The 15,915-nt window shown below is 35.8% G+C and carries 11 protein-coding genes; 3 read left to right on the forward strand and 8 right to left on the reverse strand.

Going from position 1 to position 15,915, the window contains the following annotated elements:
- Positions 1 to 210: 210 nt before the first annotated feature.
- On the forward strand, positions 211 to 1,635 hold the full coding sequence (locus QM491_RS15890) for a metallophosphoesterase (RefSeq protein WP_283328486.1): 1,425 nt from the start codon (positions 211 to 213) through the stop codon (positions 1,633 to 1,635).
- 632 nt (positions 1,636 to 2,267) lie between these two features.
- Here QM491_RS15890 and QM491_RS15895 read toward each other — a convergent pair.
- The 4 genes from QM491_RS15895 to QM491_RS15910 all read right to left on the reverse strand — a co-directional run bounded on the left by QM491_RS15895 (position 2,268) and on the right by QM491_RS15910 (position 7,957).
- Positions 2,268 to 3,794 (reverse strand): FG-GAP repeat domain-containing protein, encoded by a 1,527-nt coding sequence (locus QM491_RS15895; RefSeq protein ID WP_283328488.1) that lies wholly within the window; start codon positions 3,792 to 3,794, stop codon positions 2,268 to 2,270.
- A gap of 166 nt (positions 3,795 to 3,960) precedes the next feature.
- The gene (locus QM491_RS15900; protein ID WP_283328489.1) at positions 3,961 to 4,227 is read right to left on the reverse strand and encodes a (2Fe-2S) ferredoxin domain-containing protein; all 267 of its coding nucleotides are present in this window, start codon (positions 4,225 to 4,227) and stop codon (positions 3,961 to 3,963) included.
- A gap of 174 nt (positions 4,228 to 4,401) precedes the next feature.
- Positions 4,402 to 5,553 carry a PepSY-associated TM helix domain-containing protein gene (locus tag QM491_RS15905; RefSeq protein ID WP_283328491.1) on the reverse strand — a complete coding sequence of 384 codons (1,152 nt, stop codon included), beginning with the start codon at positions 5,551 to 5,553 and terminating at the stop codon, positions 4,402 to 4,404.
- A 67-nt stretch (positions 5,554 to 5,620) separates the two neighbouring features.
- A complete protein-coding gene (locus QM491_RS15910; RefSeq protein WP_283328492.1) occupies positions 5,621 to 7,957 on the reverse strand; it encodes a TonB-dependent receptor in 2,337 nt (778 codons plus the stop codon).
- Between the two features lie 259 nt (positions 7,958 to 8,216).
- Between QM491_RS15910 and QM491_RS15915 the strand changes: the two genes are divergently transcribed.
- Positions 8,217 to 8,432, forward strand: coding sequence for a hypothetical protein (locus QM491_RS15915; protein ID WP_283328493.1), 216 nt, complete (start codon positions 8,217 to 8,219; stop codon positions 8,430 to 8,432).
- Between the two features lie 32 nt (positions 8,433 to 8,464).
- The gene (locus QM491_RS15920) at positions 8,465 to 8,806 is read left to right on the forward strand and encodes a DUF6686 family protein (protein WP_283328494.1); all 342 of its coding nucleotides are present in this window, start codon (positions 8,465 to 8,467) and stop codon (positions 8,804 to 8,806) included.
- Between the two features lie 249 nt (positions 8,807 to 9,055).
- On the opposite strand, the gene QM491_RS15925 is transcribed toward QM491_RS15920, so the two are convergent.
- From QM491_RS15925 to QM491_RS15940, 4 genes are all read right to left on the reverse strand, one after another.
- Positions 9,056 to 10,123: a formylglycine-generating enzyme family protein gene (locus QM491_RS15925; protein WP_283328495.1), complete on the reverse strand. Its 1,068-nt coding sequence runs from the start codon at positions 10,121 to 10,123 to the stop codon at positions 9,056 to 9,058.
- Positions 10,124 to 10,347: 224 nt separating this feature from the next.
- Entirely contained in the window at positions 10,348 to 12,717 is a 2,370-nt protein-coding gene (locus QM491_RS15930; RefSeq protein WP_283328497.1) for a glycoside hydrolase family 127 protein, read from the reverse strand.
- 173 nt (positions 12,718 to 12,890) lie between these two features.
- Positions 12,891 to 14,972, reverse strand: a complete 2,082-nt coding sequence (locus QM491_RS15935; RefSeq protein ID WP_283328498.1) for a beta-galactosidase — start codon at positions 14,970 to 14,972, stop codon at positions 12,891 to 12,893.
- Between the two features lie 207 nt (positions 14,973 to 15,179).
- Positions 15,180 to 15,764, reverse strand: coding sequence for a LutC/YkgG family protein (locus QM491_RS15940; protein WP_283328500.1), 585 nt, complete (start codon positions 15,762 to 15,764; stop codon positions 15,180 to 15,182).
- Positions 15,765 to 15,915: the final 151 nt, after the last annotated feature.

Consider the following 15,915-nt stretch of genomic DNA (forward strand, 5'->3'; position numbering starts at 1 on the left):
GATAGTTATAGATCTTTGTTAAATCGCTTCGACACAACGATTTCAAGTTGGATGGGGTTTAACTTTATAGCATTCATTATCATGGCAATTAAGAAAATTAAAAAGTCAAGATGACTTCTAGTTGATAAATGAGTAATTGGTTTCAGAGTTTTCTGAAACCAATTTTTTTTTGCCCTTTTTTTTCAAGAAATTTAAGGAAATTTATACGCCATGACACACCAAGATAATTCTCTAAACACCCTACATCAAGTAGAGTCTCTAAGTACATTTGCTACTCATTTATTAATCATTAGCGACTTGCATATTGCAAGAGGGAAAGAACCATCGGGAATGATTACTGGAACTGAAAATTTTTTTGCTGATGATGCCTTTCTACGATGGATTCGTTTCCACTTAGACAAATATCAAGATGAATCAGCCATGCTAGTAATTAATGGTGATTTCATTGATTTTTTAAGAGTCATTTTTACAGAAATAGAAATTCTAAACTTTGATTATATCGAATGGCAAAAGATATTGCAAAAAGTACAAATTAATATGACTATCGAAGAACTTAAAACCAGCTTCACAGAAGATGAAAAAATATATGGATTTAAGACCGATGATTTCAAATCTATCTGGAAATTAGAAAAAGTTTTTGAAGGTCACGAAAAGGTATTTCTAGCTCTTACCGAATGGTTGAGTTCTCCCAATAAAGAACTCTTAATTCTAAAAGGAAATCATGATTTGGAATGGCATTGGAAAAAGGTTCAAACGTATTTCTCTATAAAATTAAATGAGATAGCTAACCAGCAAAAGAAATCAATCAACGGCAAAATATCTTTTATACAAGACTCTGTAATTATCAATAAAAAGCTCTATATCGAACATGGGCACCGTTATGATAAGTTTTCTAATGTTGTTGGAACCCCAACATTAGACGGCAAACTAAGCGGGCAATTGAGGTTGCCTTTGGGCTCTTTTGTAAACAGATATGTGCTAAATCGTATTGAGATAGCCTATCCTTTTCTTGATAATATTCGTCCTACGAGTAATATTCTTGCTATCCTTTTGAAAGAAAGATTTCCGTTGGCCATTGAGATTTTAACCAAAAGAATCTTGACATTATTGAAATTTGTCGATAAAAAAGCCTTTGCTTATGTTTTTGGACAAGCTTTTACTTTTGTAGGTATCATCATGATTCCTGTGGTGCTTACTATTTTTTTGATGTATAAAGATATTACGTACTTCAATCTAAAAGGAGATTGGAGTAATTTAAGTTTTTTAAAAAACCTAGGTACATTGGTGTTATCTTATATTATTGGTCAATTTGTGGGGGTATTTAATCTAAAAGAACCTGATGACCTTTCTCAAGAATCGTCCAATATCTTCAGAAAATATCCTGATGTAGAAGTAATAACGATGGGACATACACACAATCCTATGCAAATATTTCAGGAGAACAAGGCGTTTTTTAATTCAGGAACTTGGATTCCAATAATAGAGCAAACTGTAGGAAGTCTTAAAGAGAATAAGACCTATAATTATCTAGAAATTAGTTTTTTAGAAAAAGAGTTATTCACCAAAGATTCTCTAAAGCGGTGGAATGACGATGCGCTAAGGCCTGAAAGTTTATATCTAACATTTAAAAATTAAAAATGAACCTTACTTAGTGGTGTTCAAATAGTTTATTTACCAAAAAATAAAAAACAAATTGAATTTTCTTCACTTAAGGCACGATTGTTGCGATAAAATAGTTGTTCTTGTAGTGCAACAACGAAGCATTACAAAAATAACTAACAATTTTACCTAGCATTATTATAATAAAAAAGACGCTTCTTATTATTGCTTAACTCAATGCTATTAAGATTATCCTCTACCTTTTTAAGAAAATAATGTAAAATTATCCAGATAAGTAACCTTTGTAATATTCACAATTCGGTTCTGGTATTTAGATTGCTTTTCTTATGGCTTAGTTAAACCTCCCTCTATTGAATAGAAAAGATTTAATACGAAACTATTCTTTTCTAATCTACCTATTCTATTGTTAACAGCAAGTAAAAAGCTTATTGAAGCCATTTACGTATATGCTAATATTTATATAGAAAACCCTTTTAATTTTTAACAATTCAAACGCAAATTATTACTGTTTTGTGAGTTTATATCGATATATAAACAACAGCTAGTTACATTTGAAGAGGTCATTTGTGGGATTCTATTTAGCTTTCTGAATATATCCTTACTTTATGATTTTAGTGCAATAAAACCGCAGAATCCCCAGGTGGCCTCTACAAATGACTTTTATTTTTGGATCGTAGCACATAAACACTCGCTCTTTTTTCTGAAGATAATTTGCTTTGACCATCTCTATCCTGAATATTAAATGCACCCAATACAAGATCTATATCTCCATCTCTGTCCAAATCGCCACAATCCATTACCATCCATTTTTTATCGGAAATTCCTTCTATAAAATGCGGAGTAAAGCCTTTTCCTGTATTCTCAAAATATAAAAAACCCTCTCCAGGATTTTGCTTTTTATCAGGAAAAAATGAGATAGCTGCAATATCCATATCTCCATCACCGTCAAAATCTTGACTTAGAGCTTTAGAAGCTCCGTGCATAGGATAGAAATATTGATGCTTAAAATTCATTTTTCCATCGTTCAAATATACATGTACACCATGATAACGTTTTAGCGAGATAGAAGCGTCGGCATTATCGCCGTTGGTGTAAACTATATCTTGAAAACCATCTTTGTTGATGTCAACTACTTGAATAAAACTAGAACCATAAATCGGAGGAAAACGCAAGACACGCTGTGGTTCAAAATTTCCATTCCCTTGATTTTTGAGTATCCAAATACCCTCATCACCTTGAGTTTGCAAAACCACAATATCAGGTAATTTATCGCCAGTTATGTCAGTTATACTGGCATTTCGAATACCTGAAAAACTCAATATTTCTTTCTTCAATTTAAAGTTTTGATCATACCACGTTAACTTTCCTATATCGTTACCAAATTCACAAATCAGATAATCAGGCGTACCATTAGCATCCAAATCTCCCACTGATATTTCGACAGGGCGACGGAGTTTTTCTACTAAGGTCTGAGGTGTGCTTTTTGAAATATTCCATAATTTCCCTAATGCTTGATCATTGGGATCCATGATTCCCATACCAAGCGCTATCATACTAATAGGTGTTTTTACAACATCCGAAACAGGACTTTCGGTTGGAACTTCTGAGATTTTCTGGAGTGTCTTATCCCATTTTTCCACACGATTTCTACCACGATGTGCTACGTAAAGGGCTTGTTCGTCAGGTGAAATTTTCACCATCGTTACTAATGTAGGTTCATTGTTGGGATTCTCTAACTTTTGAATTTCAAACAAATCAGAAAGAGGCGTGGCTTTAAGTTTCGAAACTTGCGGAATAGGTTTTTCAGGAGCATTCTTAACATAGAAATCCACGATTTTCTTCCAATCTTCAGGAGCCATAGCTGGTTCATCTGGGTAGATATTAGCTACCGAAACCTCCATCATATCTTCATAATTGATATTGGTAAGATACCCCATTTTGTTTCCCATGCCAAGTCGCAAAGCCATTTTCGGCAAAATACCTTTAGCCCACCATTCTTTTTCTACAAGATTAGGAGAAGGATAAGCGTGACAAGCCACACAATGTTGTTGAGATAGTTGTTCGCCCGTCAAACCAGAGGGAACTAACTTTTGTTTGTTCGCTTTTGTTGAGTCACAAGAAACGTACAGAAGGGTATTAGCAATTAATAAGCTAAAAATAAATGCTCGATTCATTACTGAAATTCATTTATATGATGCGTGTAGACATCATTTTTGGGATAATAATTCAGTAATTTTATCATTTTATGAAGGTAATAAAAGATTACTTTCATTTATTCGACCATACGGGCAAAACTATAGATAAATCGGAGTTACAGCAATAAAGCACCTTGCGGGTGCTTTATTGCTGTTCTAAAATAAATTTTTTAAAAAGTGCGTCGGCTTGCCATACAGTCACCTCAGACAACCATTGATTTTGTGGCTGAAAGCATAATATTGGAGCATGCTTACAGCGATCTGTACATTCAATTTTTACAATTTCAACCTTGTCTTTGAGTCCATTGTCTTTGATGGACTCCTTGAAGAACTTACGAAGCTCTTTATGCTTTCCACATTTGCTACCATCGCAAATCAGAATAGTTTTTTCGGGAAACGTTATGTGAGACATAGTTTTTGGAGATTTTTAGTACAAGATAAAAAAAAACCTATCCAAAATAAACGGATAGGTTTCTATTAGCGAAATAAAGGTATAGAGGTCAACTTTCTAAATACGAAATGAAAAGGCTTTTAACTCAGAAAAGTGCTAGTTGCACTGAACTAATTCTTTCGTCAGCCCATTTTGTTACTCAGTAATTAATGCGGTCTTATTTTTTGGTTTAGTCAAAGTATCTTTCTTCTTGTTACGACGTCCCCACCAAATCACAAATCCAGTAATAGGCAAACTTGCTGAAATTAGACTTACCGAAAAAGCTAAAATTTTACCTGCAATTCCCCAAATAGCACCAACGTGAATATCGTAATTCATCCTGAAAAGTTTATCAGAAGCTGTAGCATCTTTGAGACGACCATACAGGTGAGATACATGAAGTTCCTTCAAAGTATATTGGTCAAAATATCGATAATCTGTTGTCCAGAAAGTACCTTTTTGATGGTTTACATTCACAGCAATCGAAGCAGAATCTGATTCAGGAACATGGACTTCGATAGAGGCTGCGTGAGGTGTTTCTTTCAATACCTTTTTCCAAGCTTGGTCTATAGCAGCTTCAGCACTGGCAATAGGGATTTTTCTTGAAAGTGGATCGACAAATTCTAAAGACTTTTTTCCACCAATTCCGGCATAAACTCCTTTAGAAAACCACTGAAATCCCCACACAAGACCTGTAATTACAAGTACGACTACAACCCATGAAGCATAAAAACCTAAAACATTGTGTAAATCATAATTTTTGCGGCGCCACTGGGCATTCCATTTAACAGAAAATCGCTGCTTAGCGGCACTTTTGTTCTTGGGCCACCAAAGAATAATGCCAGAAATAAGTAAGATAAAAAAGACTAGCGTTGCCGAAGCTACGATAGGTTGTCCAACTGTAGGAGGTAACCACAAATAATAATGCCCGTCTAACACCCATCTAAAAAAATCCTTTGACATATTCTTCACCTGTAGCACCTTGCCTGTGTATGGGTCGAGGTACACTAGGTAATAATGGTAAGGCTCAAAATGATAAAATATAGCTTGAACCGACTGGTTGGCGGTTCCATACATAATCGCATGTAAATTTCTAGTAGGCAAGGTTTTCGTGGCTATCTCCTGTAATTTGGAAGGAGGTAGCATAGCTGTTTTTTGGGGTGCAACAAAACGAAATTCCTCTGTTGCATTTTGTATTTCTTCCTGAAAAGCATATAAACAACCCGTAACACTGATGATAAAAACAATAACTCCAGATGCCAAACCCAAGAATAAATGAATATTTCCGACAAGTTTTTTAAAATTCATTAAAGAATAATTTTAGATGTATAATCAATAAATGAGCATCCCTCCTATTGGAAGGATGCCTCTATAATTAAAACTTATATCCTACTGTCAAACGAGCATTACGGAGTGCTTCTGTTTGATAATAATAAAAACCACCCCAGTTGTAATAAGCGCCTGAATACAAATAAGCATTAAGTAAATTATTGATATTCAAGGCAAAAGATAATTTATTTACTTGATATGAAACAGCGCCATCCATTTTGAAATAATCTTTCAGAGGTTGTTTCGTTCCATCAAATACGTACCAAGACGAACGACCATTTTGGTATTGAGCTCCTAACGAAACGCCCCATCCTTTCAGTTTTCCCTTAGTCGCTTTGTACGATAACCAAGCATTGGCAATATTTCTGGTTGAGCCTGGTACATCTACACCCTCATTCACAGGATTGGTATCTTTGGTTACTTTTGCGTTGGTATAAGCATAGTTTAACGTTAGGTCTAAACCGTGAAGGATTTGTCCACGAAGGTCAAATTCAACACCTTTTGTTTGAGTTTGTCCCAACTGCACTGAGAAATTAGGGTTGCTAGGGTCAGCAGTCAGTACATTATTCTTGGTAATATTATAAGCAGCTACAGAGGTAGTCCACAAGCCTCCAAGCCATTCTCTTTTTAAACCAATTTCTTTGTTATTACCTGTAATGGGCTTAAAACTTGCGCCATTTTGACCTGCCCCTGCTTGAGGAAGAAACGCTTCGTCGAACACCGCATAGGCAGAAGTGTGCTTGTCAAGTGAATAACTTAAACCAACACGTGGGGTAAATTTGTTTCCAACAGCTTCACCAGCATAAGGATTTCCATCGGTTGAGGACGTAAAGCGACCAGCCAAGGTCAATCTTAATTTGTTTTCAATCAGATGAATTTCATCTTGCACATAAAAGGCGTAGTATTTTTGGTAATAATGCGCCCCACGTTCTTTTAAGCTTTTACTTCTATCATACACAGGATATACCGATTCGGGAGTAATACCGTATTGTGGATTATAAATTGCCAAAGGAGTGATTTCCTTACCATTTACAAAATCATGATAGTAGTCTTTGTAACCGATGTCGGTTCCTCCCAATAAAAGATGTTTGAAGGAGCCCGTTTTAAAATCTCCATTTACAAAAAACTGCCCTAGCTTATTTTCACCTAATACATCCCAGATAGACATTTTGCGATAAAGTGTATCACCATTGGCAGATATACCAGTTGGCCACATCGATTGTCCTACTTGGCTATAATTCATATATGCCACCTGTCCTGTAAACTTCCAATTAGGATTAAACGCATGAGCAAACGTCAAGAAAATCGTATTGTCGTTGATATTGGTCGGATCCATATTTTTCTCAGCAGTCGTAAAACTCGCTGGTAAATCAGCAAAGCCTTTTTTTGAATAAGAATAATTAGACCCAATCATTGACATTTGATTATACTGGTAGGTATATTCAGCTGTTAATGAAGTTTTAGGTGAAATTTGATATTTGATAACTGGTGCTACCGACACACGATTATTGTGCTCAAACAAGCGATGTGAGCCTTTCGACTGCCCCATAATGTTTAGACGGTACAGTAATTTTCCGTCATTTGTTAACTTTCCATCCAAATCCAATGTAGTACGATAAGTATTAAAACTTCCCACAGTACCAGTTACCTCTCCACGGGTAATCCCCGTTGGCTTTTTGGTTACTACATTGTAAAAACCCGCAGGTTCGCCATTGGCAAGCATAAATCCAGCAGGTCCTTTAACAAACTCGATACGCTCGACCATACTCATATCTTCAGCAAGAGGTCCCCATGCCATTTGTACATTCATTCCGTTACGAAAAGCTGCAATTTGAGAACCACGCATATTCAAAAGTGCGTAATTATCCCAGTGCTCAAGACGCGTAACACCACTTACGTTGCGGGTTACGCCTTCGAGCATATCAAAAATTTGTTGGTCTTGTAATAATTGCTTGGTAACAACTTGGATGTTTTGAGGTAATTCGAGTAAAGGGGTTTTTAATCTTAAAGAGATTGAAGGATAATCTGTTACATATTTACTAGGGTTCGAGTTTACGATAACTTCCTGTAATTCTTTGGCACTTTCAGGTAAAGTCAAAGTGATTTCAAGTGTTTGTCCTGAGGTTAAACTTACTTTTTGTTGAACAGCCTCTAAGCCCACAAAACTGGCCTGAACTATATAATTACCAGCTTTGACGCCTTGGATTTCAAAATTACCAGCATCATTTGTAACGACACCTTTATTAGTACCACGTAAAATTACATTCACAAATTCCGCAGGATTGCCCTCTTGAGTTTTGACTTGTCCTTTCAATACTGCGGTTTGAGCTATCGATAGCAATGAACTCGTCAACAGCACCAATGTAAGATAAATGTTTTTCATTATAGAAATATTTGAGAGTTGATCAAGTGGTTAGCGTCCACTATTTAGGGTATCCTCAAAGCCTTATTTATAGAGTGAAAACCCTAATAATTTTGACTTTGATGAAACAAAACTATGTCTTATTTAGACTAAATACAAATAAATTGACGTTTTTATTTGGAATAATTCTAAATAGATGAATATATTTGCTTAGATTTTGATACAGATAAATCTATTAACCATCTATCAATCAAATAGTTAAATTAAATATAACAAACCTATGAATATTTTAATGTTTAGAACCGACATACAATCACCGATAGGCATACAATCGGTATGGGAAGCTTTACAGCCACTCGGAATCAAATCATTTAGCATTGATTTTTCAGATTTTAATCACGCTCTTTCGGTGGTATCCGAAGAACTGATCACCCCTCAATCAATCAGTAAAGCATTGAAAGGAATTGGGTATTACTGCGAATACCTTTCGAAGTAGATTTTGAACTATAAAATAAAAACGTATATACTATGCGTCATTCAGAACATCAAACTCAAAGCATATTAGAAAAAGAAAATGCTTTTGTTAGTCACTGCACTTGTTGCAATCAATATAATCTTTCGTACAAGAATTTGCTTTTTGCCCTTTCTTTAGCTGAGCTTAGACAATTTAAAGCTATTATGGAGGAGAAAATAGGTTTTTATGAATATCCGAGTTCACATGGGAAAGAGTTGTTATTCAAAACGCCGTTACAGCACTTCTTTTTATTATTTTCAGAAGCCGAAATCCTTGAATTATGCGACCTCATAACCGAATCTTTGTTGGTTGTTGAAGCACGATTTATACTATCAAATACTCAAATTGACGAATAAAAATATTAAAATTCACTAACAGGCAGAATACTATTTTGTTAAATTTTAATATAGCAAAACAAAGCCTTAGTTTAACGCTTTTTAGTTGTTAAACTAAGGCTTTGTTTATATACTAAATTGAAGAAATATCATGATTGACAAAACTCATAGAGAATCAGCATATTACTATTGTCAGAGATACAAGTAAGTATCTTATTTAGATAATTATAAAATAAAAATCAAACTACTTGTCTTTCCCCTATCTAGCGCTTACATATCTCTAGCACATCGAAAGCCAATATGGTTTGTCGAACTCATAGCCTCTCCTTTTCCTCTACTCCCCGCCTCATATCTTACACAATACTGGTCACTGCACAGATAAGAGCCCCCTCTTTGAACATACTTTATTACACCCGGTTCTTCTGGGTCAAAACTATTTTTAGGTCCTTTAGGGTTTTGCACAGGGCTGGACTTGTAATAATTTACATGATACAAATCGCTACACCATTCCCAAACATTACCTGTCATATCATACACGCCTGTGGCATTCGCTGGAAATGACTCCACTGGAGCTGTAGCAGCATAACCATCTTTTTTTAGATTATTTGTCGGAAAAGTACCTTGAAAAATATTTGCCATCCATTTTCCATTAGGTAGCAACTGATTTCCCCATTCGTATTTGGAACTTACACTCTTACCTTTCGATGCAAATTCCCATTCGGCCTCTGTAGGTAGACGTTTTCCAGTCCATTTGGCATAAGCCACAGCATCTTCATGGGCAATATGAACAACAGGATAATTTTCTTTTCCTATAATATTGCTTTTAGGACCTAAAGGATGTTGCCAATCTGCACCAGCTACAAACTCCCACCATTCGAAGTAGTTGTCAAGCGAACTTACTTGCTTTGGTGCTTTAAAAACCAATGACCCTGCCTTTAATTTTTCTAATGGAACACCAGGAAATGCTTTAGGATCGAGTGGTCTTTCTGCCACTGTGATATACTTGGTAGCTTTTACAAATGCCGAAAACTCTGCGTTTGTTACCTCATGTGCATCTATCCAATATGAGTTGACTGTAACTTTATGAACAGGTACTGCATCTGAGAAGTCTTTATTTCCCATCATAAAACTACCACCTTGTACAAACACCATTCCGTTATCTTTGTTGTCTGCATTAGCCTTGATACTATTTTTCGTGGCTATTCTAGCTAAGCTTTTTTTCTTAGGTTCTGTTTTACAAACAACTACAGAAGGCTTTTGTTGTGTGGTGATAGCTTCAGGAGAAATCAGGTTTAAAATCCATCCCACCAGACTTGCTAGCATTGTTATTCTTATCATGGTACAAAATTTTATAGAAAATAGGATTTTAAATCTCTACAGATAATGTTCAAATTTAGTAAAAACTCAAGAGTATTTTATCCTTTAGCTTTATTCTCGTTGCTATCATAAAATCTGTTGATTATTCATTTCAAACAAAAAACGCTTCCTAAGGTCTGTACCTCAGAAAGCGTTTTGTTTAAAAATAAATTAGATTGCTGCAAATGTTTGTATGAATTGAGCCACTATTTAATCAATCGAATAGATTGTATAGCACCTGAACCGTTTTCTCCAATCGCAACAATTTTGATTTGAATATTTTTCTGGTTCAAAATATTTTCTCCTAAGCCTATAGTAAAGACTTGTGATTTCCCATTTTCTGCACTAATCTCTACTTTTTGAGATAGTGTATCATTCAACCAAACTTCGAAAGCATGAGCTTTTGAATCTTTCAATATGGTTATTTCAATCGCTTTAGACTTTAAGTCTGTGTTGTTCAGTTTGTAAGACATCCATGCCGTTGTTGAGCGCCAAAAATTACCAATACTTCCTCCTGCTCTAGTCTGTTTTCCGTCAAAAGCATGGTCTGCCTCTGGTTGTTGTTCGCCCAAACTAATCCAGTCCATAGTTTTTTGACGCAAAATAATATCAGCCTGCTCTTCTGCTTTCAATTTTTCCTGATGCTGACTTACCTCATTAGCATTCATCAAAGGCCAGTACATCATACAACGAGCATCATGCAACTGATAAAATGGCTTTAAAATCAAACTTGTTTTTTGCGTAAAAAACAAATTAGGATTTTCTATTTTAAAAGCAAGAGGCTGGTTTTTAAGAGGCTTCAAACTCGCAATCACGGCATTTTGCGAGCCGACCAACACAGGCGCTTGATTGATAGGATATAATTTGCCCATAGCTTCATGACCCATTCTTGAATCATCAGCGACTAATCCCTTCAAATCTGAAGAATCCGTAGCAGCGGCCAAAATAATTGGTCCGTGAGCAAAAGCATACCAATTAGAGCCATCAGGCAATTGTTCCAAACGGGTTTGCATTGGTAATACTAACTGAATTTGGTCCCCATTTTTCCATGTCTTTTCAAGTGAGGCATATCCCTGGGCATCAACAGTAAGGTATTGAGAGTGATTATTAACTTTCACCAATATTTTTTCACTATTTAACCAAAAAGGTTTTCTCAGATATAGCTTAAATTTTTGTGTTTGCTTCAGTGAAAGTTGAATGACAGTGCTTTCTTGATTAGGAAAGTCTGTTTTTTGGATAAAACGAATCCCTTTTTCTTTCCAATCAAGTTGTGATGGCACAAATAAGTTTACCCAAATATTTTTATCATCATGAGCATATATTAGCTCGGCATACTTCCCGTGGTTTTCTATCCCAGACCCGACACAGCACCAAAAACCTTTCTGAGCATCAGAATATACACGATAATGTTGAGGACGAATCGGTGTAAAATAAACCAATCCTCCATGTTCTGGATGCTGGGAAGAAAGAATATGATTGTAAAGTGTTCTTTCGTAAAAATCTATATATGAAGACTTTGGCTCATGCAAAAATAATGCTTTGGTGAGTTTTAGCATATTATACGAGTTACAAGTCTCTGGTCCTTGGTTAGACTCCAACATAGGCTTGAAATCGTTCGTCGCATTGAAATGTTCACGATAACTATTTCCTCCAAAAGCTACACTACGTTTTTGGGTCACATTTTGCCAAAAATATTCACTTGCCGAATGCCAATCTTGACGGTTTTTCAACTCAGCGATTCTTTCAAAGCCTATGACTTTCGGAATTTGAGTATTGGCATGCAAACCCGTTAGTTTGTCTTCGTGCGACACCAATGGTGCAAGAATAGCCTGATGTGACATTCTTTCGGCTACATCCAGATATTTGTTTTGTTGAGTTATTACATACACATCTGCCAAAACTTCATTCATACCTCCATGCTCTGTTTTGAGCATCTGTTGAATTTGCGTATCATTGAGTGGCGCTATTAGATTACAAAACCAGTCCGTAAGATGAATCAGCACTTCCTTAGCTTCTTGATTTCCACCAATCAAATAGGCATCTCTTAAACCGGCAAATAACTTGTGAATGTTATACAAAGGCACCCAAGTATTATTCAAACCAAAGCCACTACCATCAATATCACCTTTACCGATTCTTTCCCAAAAAATTTTGCCATTGGGTATTCCACCCACATAACCATTTTTGTTTTGCTGTTGACAAAGCGCTAGTTCAGCGATACAATAATCTAGCTTTTCTTTCAAACGCTTATCATCTGTAGATGCATACATCAACGCCAATGCAGACAAATAATGCCCTCCAATATGACCGTCTAAGCCCGAACTTTCCCAGTTGCCATACGCAGGTGCTTTTACAGGTAGTCCAGCCTCTTTGCGATACGGCGCAAGCAATCTGTCAGCATTAAGTGAAAGAATATAGTCTAAATCCTTTTGTTGGGCATGCAGAAATGCACCGCCTGTCAATCTGACTTCATTCAAAGAAAAAGCCACAATCGGCTTTGGAGAGTTTTGGGTATAGCTTACTGAAGAACTTATCGTAAAGCCAAGCCCAATGAGCATAGAGGTTACTTTTTTCATTATCGTCAAAAAAATAAATTGTGTATTTTTGACACAAATATAAATAACAGAAAAGTAACTAAATCATGATTTGTCATGGTTTTTTAAAAATAAATCTCTTTAAAATGAAATTGTCTTTCAAAACGAGTACAAAACTCTTTTGAAAGACAATCCATTAGCTAAAAAAGAACCTATTATTTCTCTTCTATTATCACAAATCCCCACGGCTCAAGCGATACCCCTTGATTAGTAGTCACTACCTTATTACCTAACAAATCATTGCCAGCATTTTCTTTGTAGGTAAAATTTTGAGAAGCTCCTGAATAGTTAAAATAGTAATGCAATCTCTTCCCCAGTTGATTGGTGCCCGAACGATGAATTAGGGGAAATTCTAACCCTGATTTTTCTTTTGGCAATTGGGCTTTATCCAAAACATTTTGTAAAACCTGCTTATATACAAACTCGCTTGTCAAACATCCAACATAAGTCGCTGTGCCCTTACCAAATTGATTTTGAGTAATAGCGGCGTATTTTCCCCATTGAGGATGCTCATAATTAGCCAAAACTTTAGCTGTTGTTGGAGTCAGCAATTCCATCCATTGGGTTACCTTAGTTTTGTCTGATGTCCATTTTCCTTCTGTATCTTTCAAACTTACACCATTCGGAATAGAAAACTGAGAATATTGTACTCCACAAGCTTCGGATATGATGGCAGGTTGTATATCTGTTCTAACTTTGACATTTTCGTCAGAAAAACCACTCTTCAAAGTATAAACCACATGTCCACCATTTTTGACAAAATCATTCAGTTTTTTCAAAAGATTTGTTGGAGCAGCATACAGCGCTGGAACAACAATTACTTTGTATTGTGAAATATCCTCTGTAGTAGGGTCGATAAAATCAAGTTCGACATTCATTTTATACAAAGCATCATAGTAAGGTCGCAAAATATCGTTATAAGTCTCACGAGCTCCCCAACCAAAACTAAATGCATTAAATGCTGTCAAAGCCTCGTTACTGAATAGAATTGCTACTTGATTATTCTTTTTAAGATTGATTAATTTTTGTCCAACTCTTTGAAAATCTTGACCTATCGTAATAGCTTCATTATACGTAGGATTAGGCTGAAAATCATGACTTAGTAAGCCTTTCCAATACGTTTCGGCCGAGTTATGAATTGAATGCCAATGCCAATATTCAACCATATTGGCTCCAGAAGCCAAATGGCTAAATGCTTGTAAACGTAATTGATTAGGATATGGTGTCCATTGTGGAAAGCCTTGAGCTTCAGTTTCTAATACAAAATAATTCTTTCCATTCTTCATCGAACGAGTAATGTCTCCCCCCAAAGCAATTTCAGTCCCAGTTAATTGATCTTGACTAGGGTGATAAATATCTATCCCTGCTACATCCAAGGTTTTAGCCGTTGCAAAATGATCTACATCAGGCTGAATACCATAAGAGTATCCTCGCCAATCAAGATCAAAATTTTGCGTAATAAATTGTTCAGGACGCTTATATTCTCGTACAATATCTGCCTGCCATTTCAAGAAATCAACCACCAATTTACGCTGGAACTTTGCAAATTCAGCAGCGAAACTTGCATTGATAGTCCCAACTGTCGAAGGAAAATCTTCCCAAGTATTAATTCTGTTACTCCAATAATCAAAACCAAAAGCTTTATTTAGTTTATCAAGTGTTCCGAATTTTTGTTTACAATATTCTACAAAAGCCTTTTGTACATTAGGCCCTGCTGTACCATAAGCCTTAGTTTCATTATCTACTTGATACCCAATTATAGCAGGATGTTTACTAACATGTTCCATTAGTTTGCGGATAACCCTTTCGCTGGCTTCACGATAATGAACATTCGAAATATCCATATTTTGACGAGCTCCGTATTGATTTTGTCCACGAGAGGTCACAGCCAAAACATCAGGATGCTTACGAACCAGCCAAGTTGGTACAGCATACGTAGGCGTTCCAATAATCACAGCGATTCCTGCCTTGTGCATTGCATCCAAAACTCTATCGATATGTGAAAAATCAAAAGTATTTTCTTGAGGTTCTAAAGTACTCCATGTCGATTCGGCTATACGTACAACGTTGATACCAGCCTTTTTCATCATTTCAACATCTTGTTGAAGTCTATCATAAGGCATATACTCATCATAATAAGCTACACCATAGTAAGGAGTTTTGGGAGAAAAATTCTGAGCTTGTAAACCATAATGAGAAGCAATAGCCAAGCAGATAGCGTACCAAATTTTTTTCATAGTAAAATAAGATATTTATTGAATCATAAAGATACAATAAATATAGTTAAACAAATACTTCGTAAAGTCTTAATTAGTAAAGGGATTATTGCAGATACTTATCAAAAAGCAAAAAAGAAGCTATCCAAAATGGATAGCTTCAATAGCTAAAACACAATGTGTTTTTGAATAATATTTAAAACAATTCCTGAAATCAGGATATACCGATTACACTTTTAAAAACACTGTTAAACCACGAGCCCCATGCGCACCCAATACCAATGATTGTTCAATATCAGCAGTTTTGGAAGGTCCAGCTAAGAAAGTAGCAAAACCGTATTCTTCCATTCCAATTTGAGCATACGCCTCGTGCATGGACGAAACAAGTGATTTTGCGTCTAAAACAATCGCCAAATATTGAGGAATAAACGCCGAAACGCGTTGCTTCAAAAGGGATTCGGTAATCCATATAGCGCTGTTTTCAGCAACACCCAAATGCCCTTTAATAATGGTTAAATCAACATTTTCTAAGGTATGAGGGTCGTTTTCAGCCCAATTTAGTTCGGCAATTTCTGCCAATTCTGGAAGAGTTGAAATAATTCTTGAATTTGCTTCAAAATGCTCTTTCACAAAAGATTTTATCTCTGACCAATCCGAAAATTCGATTACTTTACCACCAATACCTTCTAAAATTGTTTTAAACTGTTGGGCAGGGCTTTCATAGACGTTCCCCAATCCTTTCAAATCAGGTAATGCACTAAATTCTGGTTGATTTTGAGCTATTTTTGCTAAAATTTTATCTCTGCTACTCATGATATTTGGGTAACCAATGAAGGTTTAATCAATGTGATTCAACTTTAGTTTGATGCAAAATAGAAGAAAAGAAGGCGGGTGGAAAATCTCTCACCCAATCCGACTTTTACATCTCACTATGTCATGGATAAACTCCAAATTTTGCATTGTC

The sequence above is a fragment of the Flectobacillus longus genome (assembly GCF_030056705.1).
GTDB lineage: Bacteria > Bacteroidota > Bacteroidia > Cytophagales > Spirosomataceae > Flectobacillus > Flectobacillus longus.

What these genes read in the sequence shown, in the direction of transcription:
- QM491_RS15890 (WP_283328486.1), top strand. Translation starts at nt 211, where the DNA reads ATGACACACCAAGATAATTCTCTAAACACCCTACATCAAGTAGAGTCT.
- QM491_RS15895 (WP_283328488.1), bottom strand. Translation starts at nt 3,794, where the DNA reads ATGAATCGAGCATTTATTTTTAGCTTATTAATTGCTAATACCCTTCTG.
- QM491_RS15900 (WP_283328489.1), bottom strand. Translation starts at nt 4,227, where the DNA reads ATGTCTCACATAACGTTTCCCGAAAAAACTATTCTGATTTGCGATGGT.
- QM491_RS15905 (WP_283328491.1), bottom strand. Translation starts at nt 5,553, where the DNA reads ATGAATTTTAAAAAACTTGTCGGAAATATTCATTTATTCTTGGGTTTG.
- QM491_RS15910 (WP_283328492.1), bottom strand. Translation starts at nt 7,957, where the DNA reads ATGAAAAACATTTATCTTACATTGGTGCTGTTGACGAGTTCATTGCTA.
- QM491_RS15915 (WP_283328493.1), top strand. Translation starts at nt 8,217, where the DNA reads ATGAATATTTTAATGTTTAGAACCGACATACAATCACCGATAGGCATA.
- QM491_RS15920 (WP_283328494.1), top strand. Translation starts at nt 8,465, where the DNA reads ATGCGTCATTCAGAACATCAAACTCAAAGCATATTAGAAAAAGAAAAT.
- QM491_RS15925 (WP_283328495.1), bottom strand. Translation starts at nt 10,123, where the DNA reads ATGATAAGAATAACAATGCTAGCAAGTCTGGTGGGATGGATTTTAAAC.
- QM491_RS15930 (WP_283328497.1), bottom strand. Translation starts at nt 12,717, where the DNA reads ATGAAAAAAGTAACCTCTATGCTCATTGGGCTTGGCTTTACGATAAGT.
- QM491_RS15935 (WP_283328498.1), bottom strand. Translation starts at nt 14,972, where the DNA reads ATGAAAAAAATTTGGTACGCTATCTGCTTGGCTATTGCTTCTCATTAT.
- QM491_RS15940 (WP_283328500.1), bottom strand. Translation starts at nt 15,764, where the DNA reads ATGAGTAGCAGAGATAAAATTTTAGCAAAAATAGCTCAAAATCAACCA.